We start from the raw sequence: 19855 nt of genomic DNA, 5'->3' as shown, positions 1-19855 counted from the left end.
AAATAACTTTGTCATTTCATTGCATAATCCAAAGACATGTGACGCACGTTGCGCGTGCGTCACATGTCTTTGGGTTTTAATTACGTCTAGCTACTTATTACGGAGATTGAATTTTAAGTTATGTATACGGGGTAAGGCATCTAGACGAATTACTGTATCGCTCAAAGCAAAAATGTGTAAATTTTAAATACAGCACCTTAGATATTACCGCAGGTACAATTTATAGCTCAAAACCTTACTGAGTATGGTTTTTACCTTGCGAATATCTTCCACATTTTTCCGTAAAGTGCTGTATTTTATCTATGGAAAATGTGTAATTGTGGCGATCATAGCTGTATTAATAATTATGGGTAAGCTATTATTACTTATCTAGTTTAAAATCTAAAAAATTTTGTTTGGGTCGCAAAAAGCCGAGGATCGATAGTGGAAAACCCAAAAACATTTCGTATAGAGCGTGGCATCGGTCAGTATGACTTTAATGATTACTATGCTGTATTAGGCTTACCACTGACAGCTGAAGCTTCCCATGTGCGTAAACGCTATCTCTCGATCGCAAAATGCCTGCATCCAGACATTCATGGACGCACAGCAGTAGAAAAGCAAGTAGCTACGCAATATCTATCCAAACTCGTTAATCCTGCCTACGATGTACTTTCCCAAGAGCGTGAACGTACAGAATATTCGGCGATTCTAAAACTACTTGGCAAGCGTTTAATGAAACGTAACCAGACATTTCTGCCCCAATCAGAAATTGCCAAAAAATATTTAACTTCTGCGACAGAGATCAATTACGAACAAACAGTTCAGACAATTGCAAAATCTCAGTATCAAAATCTCGATCAAGTTCTAGAACATATTGGCTTACTAAGTGAGCTGAATTTAGTACATATCCTGTTACAAGAAGGATATAGACACACATCAGACTCGCCAACAATTTCAGGGATTAGTACACCAAAAGCTTCGCCTCAAAGCTTTGCTAACAATACCAATAGCAATGTTGCTAGTAGCGCTAGTACCAGTCGAGTTACTGCTTCCTATGCTAATAGTTCAAATAGCAGTTACCAAATGCGGAGTGAGGCTCAAATGTCATCCCGTAATGTGGCAAACAACACTGCGAATAAGGACGAATCAAGCAAAAATACGAACCAAGCTAGTAGCAATGCTAGTAATGCTAATGATGTTTCTAGTAGTCAATATATTCGTCAGGCTGAAATCTATATCAGTCAAAAATTATGGGCTTCAGCATTAAAAGAATTACGGAATGCGATTCAAATTGATTGTAATAACAGCAAATGTCATGCTTTGTTAGGCTTTGTCTATATGAATCAAAAATTAGCAGGTATGGCAAAAGTCAGTTTCCAGCAAGCCTTGAAGCTGAATCCTGAAGAACCATTAGCACTCCAGTACATTAACCAAGTTAGCGGTATAGCCACGAATACAGATAAATCTCAAGCCAAACCCAAAGAAGAGAAAAAAGGTGGTTTTTTTGGTTGGCTAGGTGGAGGCTAAAAGTATCAAAAATGCGATGCTAAACATCGCATTTTTGATTTGAAATATGAAAGAGCACCAATTATCTCCACAAGAACTCAAACAAGCGATCGCGCAAAAAGCCTTAGATCTAGGATTTAGCAAAGTCGGAATTACCAAAGCTGAGTCTGGGATTGAGGCAGAACGCTTGCAAGAATGGTTGTCTCTGGGCTATCAAGCGGATATGGACTGGATGGCAAATCCCAAGCGCCAAGATATCACTCAGGTAATGGTAGGGGTAAAGTCGGTCATTTGTGTAGCGCTGAATTATTACACCCCCCATCAACATTCAAGCGATCGCCAAGTGGGGAAAATTTCTCGCTATGGCTGGGGGCGCGACTATCATAAGGTTTTGACTAAAAAGTTAAAGGCTTTGGCTACTTGGTTAGAATCACTGGGTGAGTATCAAGGGGAAAAAATTCAAACTCGTTACTATGTAGATACGGGACCGATCGCAGAAAAAGCCTTTGCTCAAAGGGCGGGAATCGGTTGGATTGGCAAACATAGCAATGTGATTACTCGTGAATATGGCTCTTGGTTATTTCTCGGAGAAGTTCTTACCAATCTCGAACTAGAACCTGATCGCCCCCATACCGAACATTGTGGAACTTGTACGCGCTGTATTGATGCTTGCCCAACGGGGGCGATCGCCCAGCCTTTTGTGGTAGATGCTAATCGCTGTATTGCCTATCACACCATTGAGAACAAAGGCGAACAAATTCCTGATGCGATCGCCACTAATTTACACAACTGGGTTGCAGGATGTGACATTTGCCAAGATGTTTGTCCTTGGAATCAGCGTTTTGCTCAAGAGACCTTAGAAGCTGATTTTCAACCCTTTCCCCATAATGTCGATCCCCAATTAACAGATTTAGTAAATATGACTGAAGAAGAGTGGGATCAGAATTTTACAGGTTCGGCACTGCGAAGAATTAAACGTGATCGCTGGCATCGCAACGCTAAAACATTGCTAATTTAATATTTTTGATGGTGCGAAAAAGTCGCACCATCAAAAATATTACTAGCTATATAGCGTTTTCCAGTCTAGAGGATTGTTTTCCGCCTTCGGCGGAGAAACAATCTTCTAGACCTATATAGCCATATCAGCCATTTCGCTTATCTAGATTTATTGAATAAAAAACCTTAGATTAGAATGATACCCAAGCATAAATTTGAGTAACTATCATCTTGGCTGATCTAAAAATTGTTCGACATATTAAAGATGGTGCTGAGCATTGGAATGCTTGGCGCGAAAAAGCTCAACCTGAGGCGATCGATCTCACAAAAGTAGATTTGTCTGGGCTAAAGCTTAGTGGTGCAAATTTGAGTCAAGTCAACCTCAGCAAGGCTAATTTTAGTAGGACGGACTTAAGCTACGCAAATTTAGTCGGTGCAAATTTAAGCGAAGCCGTGTTTTCTAATGCCAACTTAAAGGGATCTGATTTGCGTGGTGCAATCTTGGCTCAGGCTAATATTAGTCAAGCGAATGTCCAAGATGTTAATTTGGCTGGTACTGACTTGCGATCGCTAGAGCTTAGGGGTATCAATCTTGGTTCCGCAAATCTCAGTGATACAGATTTACGGGGTGTAAATCTAAGTGGAGAGAGTTTCAAAAAGATTAATCTCCATAGTGCAAACCTCAGTGGAGCAGATCTCCAAAATGCTGATTTTAGTGGCGCAAACTTGAGCAATGTGAATCTAAGTCATGCCAAGCTGAGTCGTGCCAAACTACGGGGAACCTTGCTAACTCGTGCAAATTTATGTGGTGCATCACTTGATTTTGCAGATGTCAGCATGGCTGGTTGCCTGATGGCAAATTTTAGCGAGGCAATCTTAAATAAGGCAATTCTCAATAAAGCTAATCTGGGAGGTGCAATCTTAAGTGGAGCGCAACTATTTGGTGCTGAACTATGTGACGCTTTTTTGGGTGATGCTTTTTTGAGTATGGCGAATTTAACTAAGGCAAATCTTAGTCATGCTGATTTTAGTCGCGCCTACCTGTACAGAGCAATCTTGACACAGGCAATCTGCATCGAAACTAAATTTCGTCATACAGAAATGAAGGAAGTTGATTTAAGTATGGCAATTCTCAAACAGGCAAATTTTGCTGTGGCTGAATTGCAAAATTCATACTTGGGCGGTGCAGATTTAAGTGGTGCTAACTTTATGGGAACAAATCTCTCAAAGGCAAATCTTGCTAATGCTAATTTAACAGATGCGTTAGTGGAAAGTACTATTTGGGAAGGTGCTAATCTTCAAGGAGTAATTGGATTCTCGCTACCATAGAAGATATGCCAGAGTCACTTTCTAGATCTTGGATGCCATGAAAATCAATATCAATGCTAGGATGCAGACCAGAGTAGTTTTATAATTTCTGTAGTGATTAAGTATGGGAACCATTGCATATTTAGATTGCCCGACAGGTATCGCAGGTGATATGTGTCTGGGGGCGCTAGTGAACGCAGGTGTCCCACTAGAATATCTGCAAGATATTGTTCATAAATTGGGACTTGATCGCGAAGTGAAGCTATGGACAGAATCTGTTTATCGTGGTGGCATTCAAGCAACAAAGCTCCATGTGGAGTTATTGAATTATGTCGGTAATGAGCCACCAACCGTAGCCGCCACTGATTCCCATGAGCATAGCCATGATCATACCCATAGTCACTCTCACGATCATGACGCGCACACTCATGGAGAACATTCCCATCGTCATGATCATCATGAAAAGCATACCCATAAAGAGCATCGGCATTTACCCGATATTGAGAATATTATTCGTCATGCTAAATTACCAGCGCAGGTTGAGAAATGGAGTTTAGCGATATTTAAAGAACTAGCGATCGCCGAGGGAGCCGTGCATGGGATTGCCCCCGAAGCAGTCCATTTTCATGAAGTAGGAGCGATCGATGCGATCGTCGATATTGTCTGTACCTGTGCAGGCTTTGTTTGGTTAGAAGTCGAAAAAATCTATTGCTCGGCTTTGCCTGCGGGTGGGGGCTATGTCAATTGCGATCATGGCAAGATGCCCGTGCCTGCCCCCGCCACCTTGAAATTATGGGAACTACATGGTGTAACTACCTTTGATAATGGCATTCGCAAGGAATTAGTCACCCCCACAGGAGCGGCGATCGCTGTCACCCTCAGTGAAAAGTTTGGCGAAGTTCCCTTAATGAAAATCAAAAAAGTAGGTTTAGGGGCAGGTTCTCAGGATTTAGAAATTCCTAATGCCTTACGGTTGTGGGTTGGGAAGAGTAAGTCCAAAGATAAAAAAAAAGATTAGAGATTAATGCTGCTTTGATTCAAGAAATTGACAAACAGCAAACAGTCGCAAGCATTACGGAAACCATTGTCATTCTTGAAACTCAAGTTGATGATATGTCTGCTCAATTGATCGCCTACACGATGGAGCAGTTATTGCAAAACGGTGCTCTGGATGTGTATACCCAAGCAGTGGGCATGAAAAAATCCCGCAACGGGACTCTCATTACTGTTATTTGTCATTGCGATCGCCAGTCTATTTGTGAGCAAATTCTCTTTCGGGAAACTAGTACTCTCGGTATTCGCTATCGTTGGCAAGAGCGCAAAATCCTTCATCGTGAGATTCGTGAAGTCGTAACGGAATATGGCAAGGCGCGAGTGAAGATGGCATGGCGGGACGGCTTCTGGACAATTCAACCAGAATATGAGGACTGTGCGAAGCTAGCGCGATCGCATCATGTGCCATTAACTCGCATTCAAGAAGCTGTAAAGCTTGCAGGAGAGAGTTTGCTAGAGATTAGCTTTGCCAATTTCTAGTTAAGAAGCGGATTTATCGCCTGAAGTTAGTAATAATTTTAATTTGAGATCGATTAGGTTAATGTCGGCGAGTCCAATCTGCACATCACCTTCGAGGACGATTCCTGTACTAATCAAGCGATCGAGTAATTCCAAAATCGATGACTCACTAGAGGACTGATCTGGATAATAGGCTCCGCGTCTAGGCAGCAGCTTCCCAAATTCACCGAGATCGAGATTGAGGTCTTCGGGATCAATTTCTAAAACTTCACAAAGATTGAAGATCTGTTTCTCTAGAGCTTGTAAGCTATCTGCGGCTCTCTCAATTTCCGACTCAGTTAATTTCTCAGCATCCATCCGCCGAATTACCTGCGCTTCCATTAGCTGGCGCAACAATTCCACCAAAGTGAGAATCAATGGCGCTAGTCCAGATTTTTTGGGCTTGACGATTAAACTATCATTGCTATCGGTCATTATGTTTTTGCAGAATTATTTAGCGGAAGGGATCATAGAAGTTTAATCTGCCATAGCCCAGAAATTGGGTGTTAGGGCGATCGCCTTGCGGAGATGCAGAGACTCCAAATAAATAGACCCCATCATAACGGGGATTGCGAATTGGTCTTAGTCCGACTACTAGTTGGCGATTAAGCTCACCATTAGCAGGAATTGGGGGATCAAAAGTAATGACAATTTTCCTTTGATCGCGATCCTGATTTTGGAGAATTTCAGCTTTACCAGAAACAGCAATGCGATCGCCTGAGGAGGGTTGCAAATAGGCAATTGTTTCATCAAGCCGAAAGTCAAGCGTCTCAAAACCTTCTGATTGAACTATTTCCAGCCTTTGTAAGTTTTCTCCCATACTCTGGGGAAGCGCGATCTTGAAATAATAAGTGGCATTCCGCGCATAGATCACATTTACGGTTGATTCAGCCTCTAGGAAGGTTGGTAAATGCAAGAAATAAGTCTTACCATCCCGCAACTGCACTGCTCCTGCTTCCAAAATCGGCAATCCTGAAACTGGAAACCCTAAAATTGGTAGCAATGCGATCGCTATCATAACTTTTTTATACATAAACACGTACCATTTTGCTAGCATTGTACGAATAGCTACTTTTTTCGCAGCGATAGGCTTAACGAAAGCCTGACACTCTCATTAAATGCTATCTCATTAAGATAGAGGTATCTACTGTGGTTTCTTCCCCCCCAACATCATCGAATGCCGTACTCAATCTTGAAGGTGCGCTTTCATCTAGTATAGATTCAGCTAGCACAAGTTCTGATAGTACCACAGCCAATAAAATCACTCGTTCCATGATTGCTATTCTTGATTTCGGGTCTCAGTACTCGGAGCTAATTGCTCGACGTATCCGTGAGACACAAGTTTATTCCGAGGTTTTACCCTATCACACTTCAGCCGAAAAATTGCTGAAATCAAATATTAAAGGGATTATCTTGTCAGGTGGTCCCAGTTCTGTTTACGATGAAGGTGCGCCACAATGCGACCCTAAGATTTTCGATTTAGGTATTCCTGTTTTAGGCGTTTGCTATGGAATGCAGCTAATGGCGAAACAGCTCGGCGGCACTGTCGAACGCGCTGATCGCGGGGAATATGGCAAAGCAGAATTACAAATCGACGATCCCACGGATCTACTCACTAATGTGGATACAGGGATCACCATGTGGATGAGTCATGGCGACTCCGTAGTGGATTTGCCTAAAGGATTTGAAGTGCTTGCCCATACGGCAAATACTCCCTGTGCTGCGATCGCTGATCATGTCAAAAAGCTATATGGTGTGCAATTCCATCCTGAGGTAGTACATTCCGCAGGTGGCATGGCAATGATTCGCAACTTTGTTTATCACATTTGCCAATGCGAACCAAGCTGGACTACCGATGCCTTTATCGAAAATGCGATTCGTGAAATCCGCGAACAGGTTGGGACTAAGCGCGTTTTGCTAGCCCTCTCAGGTGGGGTGGACTCTTCCACACTTGCCTTCTTGCTACATAAAGCGATCGGCGATCAACTCACCTGTATGTTTATTGATCAAGGCTTCATGCGGAAGCTAGAACCTGAGCGACTTGTCAAGCTGTTTGAGGAGCAGTTCCATATTCATGTGGAATATGTCAATGCTCGCGAAAGATTCCTTGAAAAGGTAAAAGGAGTTACCGATCCCGAACGAAAGCGCAAGATCATTGGCGGTGAATTTATCAATGTCTTTGAAGAGGAATCCAGCCGTTTAGGACCATTTGACTTTCTCGCTCAAGGGACGCTCTATCCCGATGTGATTGAATCTGCGGATACCAACGTCGATCCTGCTACGGGTAAACGTGTTGCTGTCAAAATCAAGAGTCACCACAATGTCGGTGGTTTGCCCGAAAATCTACGTTTCACGCTTGTGGAACCTCTTCGTAAACTATTTAAGGATGAAGTGCGGAAGGTCGGTACTGCCCTTGGTCTTCCTGAAGAGATTGTCAAGCGTCAGCCTTTCCCTGGTCCGGGATTAGCAATTCGGATCATTGGTGAAATTACCAGCGAGAGATTGAATACTTTACGCGATGCCGATCTGATCGTGCGTCAGGAAATCAATCGTGCAGGTCAATACAATAATCTCTGGCAAGCCTTTGCGGTACTATTACCAACGGTTCGCAGTGTTGGGGTAATGGGTGACAAGCGCACTTATTCCCATCCTGTGGTTTTACGTCTAGTCAGTAGCGAGGATGGCATGACTGCGGATTGGGCAAGGGTTCCCTATGAGCTATTGGAAACTATTTCCAATCGCATTGTCAATGAAGTAGAAGGTGTCAATCGCGTGGTGCTAGATATTACGTCTAAGCCCCCTGGCACGATTGAATGGGAATAAATTAAATAGAAGGGGGCGCATCGCGTCCCTTTTTTATTGAGAGCTTTAATGCGATCGCAATACAGATATTGTTTTTAATACAATCAATCTACTGTTAGAATTTGCTAAGATTTTAGAAACTAAAATATGCGAGAGATGTAAAGTGATGATAACTACAGAAACTTCAACTCAAAGCGATATTAGACGATCTCTAATTCAAGAAATTGAACTAACTTCAGATAGTGTTTTAAGTGAAGTTTTAGACTTTCTCTTATTTGTGAGAGCAAAACATTCACAAGCTGTTTTGAATATAAATGCTGGCAACTATGAAGCTGATGAAGATTACGAGGATATTGAAGATGCTAAAGCTGCTCTAGCATCTATTGATTCTGAAGGTACTATCTCTTGGGAAAGTCTCAAGGCTGAGATTGGTCTATGACGTATCGTATTGAGTTTGTAAAACAATCTGCCAAACAGTTAAAAGCTCTATCCACTGAAGAGAAGCAAAGGATAAAGATAAAGATTGATGCTTTAGCTGAGGTTCCGCGTCCTGATGGTGTGGTTAAGCTGGTAGGTGAAGATAATCTTTATCGTATTAGGGTGGGGAACTATCGCATCATCTACTCTATTCAGGATAATCAACTGTTAATTTTAGTGCTTAAAATTGGTCATCGTAGGGATGTTTACCAGTAATTAGGTGAGGTGATCGCTTGTTATGTAGCGAATGATGCTAATTGATTTAAGAACTAAGCAGATTCTTCTAAATTTATACCTATAATTGATTCTAAAGGGATCTCTAACAATTCAGCAATTTCATCATCAGTTAAGCCGCGATCGCGTAGTTTCTTGATTTTGGCTATTTGCTTCTCTCTTTGAGAATCAGATTTTTCTAATGGAACTTGATTTGATTTGGATTTAGAATCGCTATTGAAATTTACGCAATGGATAACATCAGCAATATTCCCCATACTTCCATCGCTAACGTTAAAAGTTATACTTCTCTGTCTTTCTACAACAGATTTAAGATTCCCTTTCTTAACTGGTTCTTCAAAAATATCTGAAAGCATTTGCAGAAGCTCATAACCAGTATCTTTAACATGACCTTCACTCCTTTCAAAGGATTCGGCTATATCTACTATTTTTGGTGGTTTAGCGCCCCCTCAATCACCTGACGCTGCAAATCATTAAGTCTTTTCCCCGTCTTCGCAAACATACTCTCATCAACAAACTTCAGCAATTCTTTAACGTCCATACTTACAAAGCCATAAATCCTCAATCCCGATTATATCTGTCTTTCTCCGCCTTTTCCCGTCTTGAAGCAAATTTTTATATACCCGTCTTTTTCCGCTTTACTTATCAATTGTAAAAGGCAAGAATAAGTATCCACAATCAAGTTCAAGTTATAGTTTCTATATGGAAGGACAAGGATTTATACTTTTAATACTTCTTACTGTTGGAGTTCTTTGGTGGATACTAGAACTCATACCAAAGAAACATAGGACAGTAGTAGTATTAGTTCTACTTGTTTTTTTACTTATTGGTCAAGGAGTCAGCCGTTTTCTCCCTCAAGTTTGGCAGATGCTTCCACCTATTGTGCAAATAATTTGGGGACTTGGGGGAGGGTGGATTCTTTTATCACTTATTGTATTTGGTATCCTATTTATAATTGGTGCAGCAGGAGGTGGTTAATGTTTAGTGTGATCGCCTATCTTGTAGGGTGCGTTAATGAAAAGTAACGCACCTAATTTTTGAACAAAATCGAATACTTTAGCGAACAGGAAATTTGCTGATGAGGGGCTAATCTGTGGGCGATCATTATCGAATTTGGGTGAGTAATTGGCAGTAAATTATTATAATTTTAGTCATTAATCATAAAATTCTTGAATGATTTTCTTGATTTCTAATGATGTTACATTGTCCTCATCAGATTTCGAGTAAATCAAAACACATAAAATATTCTCAGAGGTTTTAATATAGTAAATCAATCTATAGCCGCCACTTTTACCTTTCTGAATATCACTATTTTTAATGCGAACTTTAAATACTGTATATCCAGTACCTTGAACTTGATCGCCAACTAAGTCACCACTTTGGAGTTGATCTAAAACTGGTTGAAGATCTAATTTAATCCGTCTATAGCGCTTTGCTAAATCTCGAACTTGACGCTTAAAAACATCCGTAAACTGAATCTTCAATTTGGAATCATTACTAGACATCAATGCCATCCCAAAGTTCAGAAATATCGTGAACTCTACCTGCTTTAACATCTTCTAAAGACTGACGCAGATCTTCTAAGATTTTTTCTTTAGGATCATCATAATCTTCTACTAATTCACCAACATCTGTTTGTATTTCCATCTGTACTGGCGAATGTTTAGCTCTAATAAACAAAAGAAAGTCTAGAACTTCGCTTAAAAGATAATCTGAAGTCTGATCAATTTCTTGGATTAACGCCTGTCTAACATTTATTTGTTTAGAAGTCTCTGTAGTTAACATGGCTTAACCTCAGTTCAAAATTACATATAAAGCTAACATACTTAGGAATATAGTGCGATCGCTGATCTTGTCGGTTTTCTTACCTTAGCGAGCAGGAAATTTATTGGTGATGGCGCGATCGCTCTGGAATGCTTATACCTATTATAAAATTCAGTATCCCTTACTTTTTAAGAGCATTACGAAAAGTATTTGCTGCTTCTAATCGGGAAGTTTGTGCCATTGAGACGCAGCGGGTCAATAACTCTATATCTAAACCTGCAAGCTCTGGAATCTCGCTCTGGGAAATCACTTCATAGGTGCGATCTCGTAAACGATAGAGACTAAATATGCCATCTTGCCAAAACCATACTTCAGGAATCTCTAAAGCTTGATAACGTTGTAACTTCTTAGGACTGCCACTAGTAAAAACAACTTCGATTACTAAGTCAGGAGTGGGCTTCGATGTTCCAAAACAGTACGATTCATCTGGTTCAACCGAAACTTCCCCCTCACGCTGTTGAGTCATTGAACCTGTTGGCTCAAACTCGATATTATTTTCTATACAAAAGATACTTAGTAGAACACAAATAAATCGGCTGACTGTTTCGTGAGCGCGTCCTGGCATAATGATTTCAATAGTTTCTTGATAATAAAAAAGTCGTACCCCCGTAGAATTGGCAAAACCTGCTTGGATCAGCTTAAACTGCTCCCAAGTGATACCTGAATAGATAAGGTGTTGATCGCGATCTTGTTCTCTGGATGTAGTGGGGCGACTTAGGGCTTGGGTCATAGTGACACCTCAAAGATTGACGTAAAGCCGAAATATTTTGGGTAGTGCTAGCTAAGGTCTCGTACTGAAGGCGATACCTTAGCATTTAGTATATAGCGCTTTTCAATCAAGCGTGATACAAAGGATTGTTTTTCCGCCGAAGGCGGAAAAACAATCCCGTACTTCATTTTAAGCACTGTTGTGGAAGGAGCGTAAACAGCCGCCAAGTGGCGGTTACTTTTACCCGTATTTTTATTGATAAAATCAACTGAATCGCCCTTCGCATTTAGGATTATAGATATGAGTATTCAAAGCTCTCAACAACAGAATACTGATAATGAAGACTTTTATGCGAATCTACCTGTACTTGAAAATTTTGTAGATATTACTCATAGTGAAAATTTTTATGCAGTTCCTAAAGACTGGGCTGTAATTATTACTGATATTGCCGATTCCACAAAAGCGATCGAAGCAGGGAGGTATAAGGATGTCAATCTTTTAGGGGCTTGTTCGATTATTGTTATTTTGAACTTAGTTGGAGACTTAGAGATTCCCTTTGTATTTGGTGGTGATGGAGCCTCGCTTCTGATTCCTCCCAAATTTATTCCCGATGCTGAACGTGCCTTATTAGCAGTTCAAAAAATGGCTAATGAGGAATTTAACCTGATCCTACGCACTGGCATTGTTCCATTGGACGCAATTACCTCAAGCTATGATGTCAAAATTGCTAAGTTGCGGATCTCCGACAACTATACTCAAGCAATTATCAGGGGTGGAGGTATTAGTTATGCAACAAGATTAGTTAAGGACAAGGCAACAACGGATTTATACAGCCCTAAGCTGAATCATAAATATGCGATCGCTGATTTCTCTGGTTTAGAATGCCGATGGCAAGATATCCCCACTCGCCATGAGGAAATCTTAAGCTTAATTGTGCAAGTGACCGCACCCAGCCAGACACAAATCGACAATCTCTATCGTGAAGTAATTAACCAGATCGATCGCATCTATGGGCAAGGTACAGAATGCCATCCTGTTGTGACAGAGAATCTACAACTTGCTTTTCGAGGGAAAAGTTTATTATCGGAAACGAGAGTTTTTGAAGCTTCTCAGGGGTGGATCAAACAAACTTTATATCTATGGAAAATCCGTATGATTAATTTGTTAGGACTACTGCTGATGACTTTTAATATCAAGACAGGAAACTTTAATTGGGGTGATTACAAGCAGATTGTCTCGGAAGCCACGGACTTCAAAAAATTTGATGATGTATTGCGAATGGTTATTTCTGGTAGAACCAAACAGCGGCAAAAATTAACTGATTATTTAGAGAAAAAGTTTCAAGAGGGGCGGCTAGTATATGGTTTTCACATATCCGATCGCGCATTGATGACCTGCTTAGTTTTTGAACGCGATGGTCGGCAAGTACATTTTGTGGATGGGGCTGATGGGGGCTATGCCCTAGCCGCCAAGCAGATGAAGGAACTGATGAAAAGTTAAAGCACAAAGCAATGTCAAAAGTTGTATACCCTAAGGCATCTTTAAAGCGATCGCATTGCAGGGTACGCTAATAGATAGTGTCTATAGCAAAAGGAAACCTCCCGTGCTTTTATCTAAAGGCTTTGAAGTAGAAATATATACCTCTACACCAACGGGGGATGTGATTGGCTTTAGCGATCGCATCGTGGCAAATCTGCATGGGTTTGTGCGCGAACCCGATAGCCGCAATGTCGAATACATCACTCCACCTTTTCTCAAATATGAGCCATTACTGATGGCTTTGGTGGAACCACGCCAAAAACTACGCAGCTATTTGCGATCGCTGGGCGATTACACCTTGATGCCGGGGAGTACGCTGGCTCTGGGGGGAACCGATCATTTCTATCGCTCCGATCCTAATAATCCCTATCACACCTATATTGAGCAGACCTATGGTACGGATGTAGTCACTGCTAGTATTCATATTAATGTTGGGATTCCTGATTTAGAGCTATTAATTGCCGCCTGTCGCCTCATTCGTCTTGAAGCACCTCTCTATCTAGCTCTCAGTGCCGCTTCTCCTTTTCTCAATGGCAAGGCAACTGGTTTCCATTCTTCCCGTTGGCAAATGTTTCCTAAAACACCAAAGGAAGTTCCTCTATTCCGCGATCATCATCATTTTGTGGAATGGACAGAGCAGCAATTGCAATTGGGAACGATGCAAAATGTGCGCCATCTCTGGTCATCGGTACGTCCCAATGGCGACAATCGTCCCTATAACCTCAATCGCTTAGAATTACGAATTTCCGATCTTGTTATAGATCCTGTGGCTCTATTAGCAATCACTTCACTTTTAGAAATGCGCCTCACTCAATTTCTGGAAGCAGGAATTGGCTCATCTCTCGATCCACTTGCGCCTAATTCTAGTAAATTTACGCCGAGTGAACTTGCGGAAATTGCCGATCGCAATGAAATCGCCGCAGCTACTAATAGTCTTGATGCTGTGTTAACCCATTGGCAGACAGGTGAAGAGATTACGGCGCGGGAGTGGGTATCTAATCTTTACGAAGAATTGCGATCGCGAGCTAAGGATTCGGGTGTGTGGTGTTTTCTCTCGCCCTTGAAGAAAATCCTCGAACAGGGCAATGAAGCACAACGTTGGCTAGCGGCTTATCATAACGGGCTTAGTCCTCGCCAAATCATGACCGATGCGATCGCCAGTGCCGAAAAAATGGATAAGGAACTAGCAGAAGCTCTATTACTAATCTAATAAACCAAAATTTTTATGGCGCGGCTTCGCCGCGCCATAAAAATTTTGGTTTATTAAATCACAGAACCCTTAGTACATTGAGTAGCCCAGAAATATTTTTGAAAGCGGCACTAAGCGCTGCTTTCAAAAATATTTCTGGGTTTTAAGTAAGCGCAAAGCGCTGTAATTTCTATTCCTGTTCCCAAAAGCGATTGTTGAGCATAGTTTCTATTTCCTGATCAAATTGCCATTGATCAGGAAAGTCTACTTGTTGATATTCTTCACGCACAGTTTTAAGGGCAATCTCCCAAGCATCAGTAAAGCTGTCATGCCACCGAGTTTTTAGGCTTGGCACTTGTTTTAGCAAAACCTGAAGACCATTGCGCTGATTACGGATTGTACGTTCCCATCCATTATAGTCATAGGGAAGATCAACATAAAGACGCTTTAGCAAATGTTCCAGTAAAGTAATTAAGCGACTAATCAATTCTTTTTTCTGCGAAATCCCCAAAGATTCTACCTCTTCGATTAAATTCTCCAAATCTAAATTCTCAAAATCATGGGCTTTGAGTTTAGCAACTGTTTCCTCAACCCAGAGTAAAATATCCTGTTCATAGAGTGATGGAGATTTAACTGCTTGTGTCATGATTACTGCTCCGATGCTGATGCTTCTAGTTCAAAGTTAACACGCTTATATATGGCAGTTGTGGCGATCGCTAAATCAACGGATTGCAGAGAAATTGTCTCATCCCTCTCATAGGCTGCAAAGATCCAGCGATCGCCTTCTTTATAAAAATGCTCTACATAGATGCGATCTTGAGCAATCAGCAAATATTCTTGGAAACTAGGAATAGTCCGAAAAGCGGCAAATTTACCACTACGATCATAGTTTGCTGTTGATGGAGATAAAACTTCGGCAATCAAAACAGGGTTAACTAAAGTATCCTTGCGACCTTCTTGATATGAAAAAGGTTCAGCAATGACCATCACATCAGGGTATGTCGCAATACGTTGAGCAGGAATCCAGAGACGCTGATCGGTTACGAAGACCCTATATGGGTCAGGCAAAGATATATGCAGGATAGATAATAAGTTGACAACAAGGGTGTTATGGGTTGGTGTACCACCAGTCATTTCAACAATTTCTCCGTCAATATATTCATTTCTAGTTTCGGCAAGAATTTCACGCTCAAAGTATTCCGTAAGCGAATATTTTTTTTTTAGTGTTAGCATGGCTTTCTATCCAAAATAATGTTTGTGGTGATGAGAATGGCGGTATGTCTTAACTATGAGGATACTAAAGCTTTAGGAATCGCACTAATTAGCTTTTGGGTATATTCCTGTTGAGGATTGGTATAGATAGATTCGGCGGTATCTAGTTCGACGATCGCGCCTTTGTTCATCACCATAATGCGATCGCTCATAAATTTAACTACACCGAGATCATGGGAAATAAAAATATAGGTTAATCCAAATTCCGCTTGTAGTTCCTTTAATAAATTGAGAACCTGTGCCTGTACGGAAACATCAAGGGCGGAAACAGGTTCATCGGCAACGATTAATTTGGGATTGAGAGCTAAGGCTCTAGCGATGCAGATGCGTTGGCGTTGACCACCTGAGAATTCATGGGGATAGCGGCGCATGGCACTTGCGGTCAAGCCCACCCGCTCTAACAAATAGGCAACTCTTTCTTTTCTCGCTTCGGCTTTACGATAGCGGTGAAAGCGTTCTTGATGACTATGGACAATCAATGGCTCGGCGATCGCATCACCAACGGACATCCTTGGATTGAGTGAACCATAGGGATCTTGGAATACCACCTGCAAATCACAGCGTAAATTCTGAAGAGCCTCACCCTTAAGTTTAGAGATTTCTCTACCTTCAAACTTAACGGAACCCATCACAGAATTGGTTAAGCCTAAAATAGCCCGTCCCGTCGTTGTTTTCCCACAGCCCGACTCACCCACAAGCCCAAGGGTTTCCCCCGGATAGACATCGAAACTAATATTATTAACTGCAACGAGATAGCGTTTTTTTAAGCCTAAAATGCTACGAATAGGGAATTCAATTCTTAGATTTTGCACAGAGAGAAGTGGTTCTTGCTTTTGGAGTTCACTCAACCGCGCCGCCGTTTCTTCGGGTGGAACAACTTCTAAATAGCGCGGATCGGATGGTTCTTTCTCAACGATTACGCCATTTTGTAATTCCATAAAGTCGCTGACCGTTGGTAACAAGCGCAACTGGCGATCGGGTTGAGGACGGCAAGCAATCAAGCCTTTGGTATAGGGATGTTTGGGGCTTTGGAAGATCGATTGCGTATCCCCTGATTCCACAATTTCCCCTTGGTTCATGACGATCGCATGATCGGCAATCTCTGCCAAAATCCCTAAATCATGGGTAATAAAAATCATCGACATCTGGCGCGATCGCTGAATTTCCTTGAGCAGTTCCAAAATCGCCGCCTGTACGGTTACATCGAGCGCCGTAGTCGGTTCATCGGCAATGATCAACTGAGGGTTGCAGGAAATCGCCATCGCAATCATCACCCGTTGCAATTGTCCGCCAGAAAGCTCATGGGGATAGCGTTCGATTAATTGCTCAGGATTGGGTAATTGTACCTCATTAAATAACTGGATCGTGCGAGTCTCTGCTTCCTCCTTAGAAACTTTCTGATGCATTTGAATCGCTTCGATGACCTGATAGCCGCAGGTAAACAAAGGATTGAGCGAAGTCATGGGTTCCTGAAATACCATCGCCATGCGATCGCCGCGATATTGCAGCATTTTCTGAGGCGACACGCGCACCAGATCTACGGGATGGCTACCCTTGGGACGAAATAGCACCTGCCCGTTAGTAATTTTGCCTGATTCTCCTAGCAATCCCATAATTGCCAAAGCTGTTGCCGATTTGCCAGAACCAGATTCGCCGACAATGCCAAGGGTTTGACCTTGAGCAAGCTCGAAAGAAATATTTTTGACAGCATGGACGAGTCCCTCATCGCCACGGAAGTTAACTTGCAAGTTGCATACCGAAAGCAATAAATCTGTAGTCTGGGTCGGGGCTTGGTCAGAAGCTGGAGATGGTGACATAGATTATGAATTAGCAGCAGAATTAATCATTATTATAGGAGGGTGATTCGCAATAGGAGATAATTTGCCCGCTTTGTGGGCAAATTATCTCCTATTATTTTAGAAAAAGTCAGTAAATATGCGTCTTCCCTATTCTCAACTTCCCATTCCCGATCTCAGTAAAGCCGCTTTTATTGCCAATGATGCGGTAGTGGTTGGCGATGTGCATCTTAGCGATCGCGTAAATATTTGGTACAAAGTCGTCATCAGAGCCGATGTCAACCGTATGGATATTGGCTACTGCACCAATATTCAAGATGGCACAATCATCCACGGCGATCCCGACAAACCTTTAGCGATCGGCGATTATGTAACCATCGGGCATCGAGCCGTAATTCATTGTTCCGAAATAGGGAGAGGTTGCTTAATTGGCATGGGCGCGATTCTACTCGAAGGTGTGAAAATTGGTGCAGGTAGTATTGTCGGCGCGGGAGCCGTAGTGACTAAAGATGTGCCTGCGGGTGTGGTGGTGGCAGGTGTGCCAGCAAAAGTAATGCGCGAACTTTCAGAAGCAGAACAACAAGATGCGATCGCCCACGCTGAAAATTATTACCAGCTATCGCTGTTACACATTTAAATTTATATTCCTGCCTTCGGCAGGAATATAAATGAGATAGGATAAAAATGCTAGGATACAAAAAATAAAACTTTACTGCAAAAGTAAATATAGAAAACTTCGTAGTTAGTTTATGCGAACAATTACCTTAAAAATTGACGACAGCATTAGTGACAAATTTCTATGGTTACTTGCTCATTTCTCTAAGGACGAAGTGAAGATTATAGAACAATCTATTTATGTCAGTGATGATGAATACCTAAGAGGAATTGAAGGAATGGTTCAAAGTATTCAAGAAGGTCGCTCTGAATCTATTGATCAAGGCTTAACTTTAGATGAACTAGACTGGTAATGTACAAATTAATTTTCATGACACAAGCTCAAAAAGATGCGAAAAAGCTTGCTTCTAGTGGATTGAAAGACAAAGTTTTACAACTGCTGAAAATCATTGAAGAAGATCCATTGCAATATCCTCCAGACTACGAATTATTGAAAGGAGATCTGCAAGGTCTAATAAACAAGAAGCGCCGCATTGCGGCGCTTCTTGTTTAGACTTTAGCAAGTTGTTTGCTCTTAATTACTTCTGCCGCGCACATCCGACCCGATAGAGTTGCACCTTCCATACTATCGATGTAGTCCTGCATCGTGTAGCTACCTGCAAGGAAGAAATTCTTTACAGGAGTTGCCTGATCGGGACGGAAGGGATCTTTGCCGGGGGCTTCACGATAGAGGGACTGGGCGAGTTTGACCACGCTCGACCAAGTGACATTCAACTTATTAGAAGATGGGAAAATCTGATGCACTTGAGCAATCATCTTCTCGACGATCGCTTCATTGCTAAGCTTAATGTAATCATCCGCAGGGGTAATTACTAACTGCAATAGAGAGCCTTCGCCTTCTTTGTAGTAGTCAGTGGGGCTAGTAATCGCCAAATCCGCAAAGGTCGAGAAATCGACTTTCACAGCATAGAGCAAGTTATCAATATCCGTTACCCAACCATCAAAGCGCAGTTGTACCGTAATGACTGGCACAGCATCAAGCTTATAGATATTGTCAAACTGCGACCATACCCGCCATTTCTCAGGGATAATCCGCTTCACCCCTGGGATATCCGTGGCACAAATATAGACATCGGCAGTGACGACTTCTTCGCCATCTTCTTTACCGACAATCAAGCCAGTGACGCGAGTATCTTCGCCTTCCCCTTCAAACAGAACTTCACGCACGCCACGACGCAAATGGAACTTACCGCCCTTAGATTCAATATGCTTCACAATCGGCTGATGTAAAAACACATCGGGAGAACCTTCGAGCATTCTCAAAATGGAAGCTTCGGTGCGGGATGCAAAGAATTGGAAGATGGTGAGCATACATCTAGCCGAAATATTTTCGCAGTCGATGAAACCTAAACCATAGGCGATCGCATCCCACATCAGGTCAAGGCTCGCTTGCGATCCACCCATGCCCAAAAACCAATCTTTGAAGCTAATGTTGTCAAGGGCGCGGATTTCTTTCATTGCGCCAACATGATCGACTAAGCCGCGAATCAAGGGACTCCGCCCGATCGCGATCGCATTTTGGATTTTGTCCTTAAGTGGTAACTGTCCTGTGGTCACAAATGCCTTTAAACCATGAAAAGGTGCACCACCAAAGTTACGAAAATCTAGGGCAGCCTGTGCGCCACCGGGATTAACGAAAATATGTGTATGTTCCTTGAGGCGAAGATGCTCGAAGGCTCCTGTCTTTTTCATCAGCGCAAAGAGGTTGTAATAGCAGCCAAAAAATACATGCAAGCCCATCTCGATATGGTTGCCATCTTTGTCTAGCCAACTGCTGACCTTGCCTCCGACAAAGGGACGGGATTCAAAAAGTTCTACTTCATAGCCCTGCTCACTGAGTTCTACGGCAGTACTCATACCAGCTAAGCCTGCACCAATAATCGCTGCTTTCATCTTTTGTTATGCTCGACCCTTACCGTCGTTAAGTTTGCTTAACATATTGTAATCTTGTTTGGATCGTCCCGTTGGAAATTAGGATTTGGGATTTTCATTTTG

24 protein-coding genes are annotated in these 19855 nt (G+C 42.0%); 14 read left to right on the top strand and 10 right to left on the bottom strand.

The features are described 5' to 3' along the window. The first annotated feature begins 423 nt into the window (after positions 1–423). The 5 genes from NMG48_RS03820 (at position 424) to larC (NMG48_RS03800) (ending at position 5325) form a co-directional block, all read left to right on the top strand. Positions 424–1509: a J domain-containing protein gene (locus tag NMG48_RS03820; RefSeq protein WP_271254057.1), complete on the top strand. Its 1086-nt coding sequence runs from the start codon at positions 424–426 to the stop codon at positions 1507–1509. A gap of 46 nt (positions 1510–1555) precedes the next feature. After that, the gene (gene queG, locus NMG48_RS03815) at positions 1556–2506 is read left to right on the top strand and encodes a tRNA epoxyqueuosine(34) reductase QueG (protein ID WP_271254056.1); all 951 of its coding nucleotides are present in this window, start codon (positions 1556–1558) and stop codon (positions 2504–2506) included. A 209-nt stretch (positions 2507–2715) separates the two neighbouring features. Beyond that, the gene (locus tag NMG48_RS03810; protein ID WP_271254055.1) at positions 2716–3813 is read left to right on the top strand and encodes a pentapeptide repeat-containing protein; all 1098 of its coding nucleotides are present in this window, start codon (positions 2716–2718) and stop codon (positions 3811–3813) included. 103 nt (positions 3814–3916) lie between these two features. After that, positions 3917–4810 (top strand): nickel pincer cofactor biosynthesis protein LarC, encoded by an 894-nt coding sequence (gene larC / locus NMG48_RS03805; protein WP_271254054.1) that lies wholly within the window; start codon positions 3917–3919, stop codon positions 4808–4810. A gap of 14 nt (positions 4811–4824) precedes the next feature. Continuing rightward, complete coding sequence (gene larC, locus NMG48_RS03800; protein WP_271254053.1) at positions 4825–5325, top strand: nickel insertion protein; 501 nt, start codon at positions 4825–4827, stop codon at positions 5323–5325. On the opposite strand, the gene gvpJ is transcribed toward larC (NMG48_RS03800), so the two are convergent. Further along, a complete protein-coding gene (gene gvpJ / locus NMG48_RS03795) occupies positions 5326–5778 on the bottom strand; it encodes a gas vesicle protein K (RefSeq protein ID WP_169362246.1) in 453 nt (150 codons plus the stop codon). Between the two features lie 19 nt (positions 5779–5797). Next, the gene (locus NMG48_RS03790; protein ID WP_271254052.1) at positions 5798–6376 is read right to left on the bottom strand and encodes a DUF2808 domain-containing protein; all 579 of its coding nucleotides are present in this window, start codon (positions 6374–6376) and stop codon (positions 5798–5800) included. Positions 6377–6615: 239 nt separating this feature from the next. Between NMG48_RS03790 and guaA the strand changes: the two genes are divergently transcribed. The 3 genes from guaA to NMG48_RS03775 all read left to right on the top strand — a co-directional run bounded on the left by guaA (position 6616) and on the right by NMG48_RS03775 (position 8838). Next, a complete protein-coding gene (gene guaA, locus NMG48_RS03785; RefSeq protein WP_271255232.1) occupies positions 6616–8166 on the top strand; it encodes a glutamine-hydrolyzing GMP synthase in 1551 nt (516 codons plus the stop codon). Between the two features lie 145 nt (positions 8167–8311). Continuing rightward, entirely contained in the window at positions 8312–8584 is a 273-nt protein-coding gene (locus NMG48_RS03780; protein WP_271254051.1) for a hypothetical protein, read from the top strand. Then, entirely contained in the window at positions 8581–8838 is a 258-nt protein-coding gene (locus NMG48_RS03775) for a type II toxin-antitoxin system RelE family toxin (RefSeq protein WP_271254050.1), read from the top strand. Before NMG48_RS03780 ends, NMG48_RS03775 begins: the two co-directional genes overlap by 4 nt. Before the next feature lie 53 nt (positions 8839–8891). Here the strand turns inward: NMG48_RS03775 and NMG48_RS03770 are convergent, their stop codons facing one another. Then, entirely contained in the window at positions 8892–9212 is a 321-nt protein-coding gene (locus NMG48_RS03770; RefSeq protein ID WP_271254049.1) for a hypothetical protein, read from the bottom strand. A gap of 346 nt (positions 9213–9558) precedes the next feature. Between NMG48_RS03770 and NMG48_RS03765 the strand changes: the two genes are divergently transcribed. After that, positions 9559–9834 carry a hypothetical protein gene (locus tag NMG48_RS03765; RefSeq protein WP_271254048.1) on the top strand — a complete coding sequence of 92 codons (276 nt, stop codon included), beginning with the start codon at positions 9559–9561 and terminating at the stop codon, positions 9832–9834. Positions 9835–10010: 176 nt separating this feature from the next. Here NMG48_RS03765 and NMG48_RS03760 read toward each other — a convergent pair whose 3' ends face one another. The 3 genes from NMG48_RS03760 to NMG48_RS03750 all read right to left on the bottom strand — a co-directional run bounded on the left by NMG48_RS03760 (position 10011) and on the right by NMG48_RS03750 (position 11410). After that, positions 10011–10361, bottom strand: a complete 351-nt coding sequence (locus NMG48_RS03760; protein ID WP_271254047.1) for a type II toxin-antitoxin system RelE/ParE family toxin — start codon at positions 10359–10361, stop codon at positions 10011–10013. Further along, positions 10354–10641, bottom strand: a complete 288-nt coding sequence (locus NMG48_RS03755; RefSeq protein ID WP_271254046.1) for a hypothetical protein — start codon at positions 10639–10641, stop codon at positions 10354–10356. The genes NMG48_RS03760 and NMG48_RS03755 overlap by 8 nt, the downstream gene beginning before the upstream one ends. A gap of 160 nt (positions 10642–10801) precedes the next feature. Next, complete coding sequence (locus tag NMG48_RS03750) at positions 10802–11410, bottom strand: Uma2 family endonuclease (RefSeq protein ID WP_271254045.1); 609 nt, start codon at positions 11408–11410, stop codon at positions 10802–10804. Between the two features lie 279 nt (positions 11411–11689). Between NMG48_RS03750 and NMG48_RS03745 the strand changes: the two genes are divergently transcribed. Beyond that, a complete protein-coding gene (locus NMG48_RS03745) occupies positions 11690–12889 on the top strand; it encodes a DUF3095 domain-containing protein (protein WP_271254044.1) in 1200 nt (399 codons plus the stop codon). 103 nt (positions 12890–12992) lie between these two features. After that, positions 12993–14138 carry a glutamate--cysteine ligase gene (gshA, locus tag NMG48_RS03740; protein ID WP_271254043.1) on the top strand — a complete coding sequence of 382 codons (1146 nt, stop codon included), beginning with the start codon at positions 12993–12995 and terminating at the stop codon, positions 14136–14138. Between the two features lie 169 nt (positions 14139–14307). On the opposite strand, the gene NMG48_RS03735 is transcribed toward gshA, so the two are convergent. The 3 genes from NMG48_RS03735 to NMG48_RS03725 are packed head-to-tail and all read right to left on the bottom strand — an operon-like array spanning position 14308 to position 17206. Next, on the bottom strand, positions 14308–14763 hold the full coding sequence (locus tag NMG48_RS03735) for a DUF29 domain-containing protein (protein ID WP_271254042.1): 456 nt from the start codon (positions 14761–14763) through the stop codon (positions 14308–14310). A 2-nt stretch (positions 14764–14765) separates the two neighbouring features. Next, entirely contained in the window at positions 14766–15350 is a 585-nt protein-coding gene (locus NMG48_RS03730) for a Uma2 family endonuclease (RefSeq protein WP_271254041.1), read from the bottom strand. A 53-nt stretch (positions 15351–15403) separates the two neighbouring features. After that, on the bottom strand, positions 15404–17206 hold the full coding sequence (locus tag NMG48_RS03725) for an ABC transporter ATP-binding protein (protein ID WP_271254040.1): 1803 nt from the start codon (positions 17204–17206) through the stop codon (positions 15404–15406). Between the two features lie 118 nt (positions 17207–17324). Between NMG48_RS03725 and NMG48_RS03720 the strand changes: the two genes are divergently transcribed. The 3 genes from NMG48_RS03720 (at position 17325) to NMG48_RS03710 (ending at position 18353) form a co-directional block, all read left to right on the top strand. Beyond that, complete coding sequence (locus NMG48_RS03720; RefSeq protein WP_271254039.1) at positions 17325–17822, top strand: gamma carbonic anhydrase family protein; 498 nt, start codon at positions 17325–17327, stop codon at positions 17820–17822. Between the two features lie 112 nt (positions 17823–17934). After that, positions 17935–18153: a hypothetical protein gene (locus NMG48_RS03715; protein WP_271254038.1), complete on the top strand. Its 219-nt coding sequence runs from the start codon at positions 17935–17937 to the stop codon at positions 18151–18153. Between the two features lie 17 nt (positions 18154–18170). Continuing rightward, a complete protein-coding gene (locus NMG48_RS03710) occupies positions 18171–18353 on the top strand; it encodes a hypothetical protein (protein WP_271254037.1) in 183 nt (60 codons plus the stop codon). On the opposite strand, the gene zds is transcribed toward NMG48_RS03710, so the two are convergent. After that, positions 18350–19753: a 9,9'-di-cis-zeta-carotene desaturase gene (gene zds / locus NMG48_RS03705; RefSeq protein WP_271254036.1), complete on the bottom strand. Its 1404-nt coding sequence runs from the start codon at positions 19751–19753 to the stop codon at positions 18350–18352. The genes NMG48_RS03710 and zds overlap by 4 nt on opposite strands. Positions 19754–19855: the final 102 nt, after the last annotated feature.

The organism is Pseudanabaena sp. Chao 1811, assembly GCF_027942295.1.
GTDB lineage: Bacteria > Cyanobacteriota > Cyanobacteriia > Pseudanabaenales > Pseudanabaenaceae > Pseudanabaena.
This window is presented reverse-complemented; position numbering and strand designations above follow the sequence as displayed.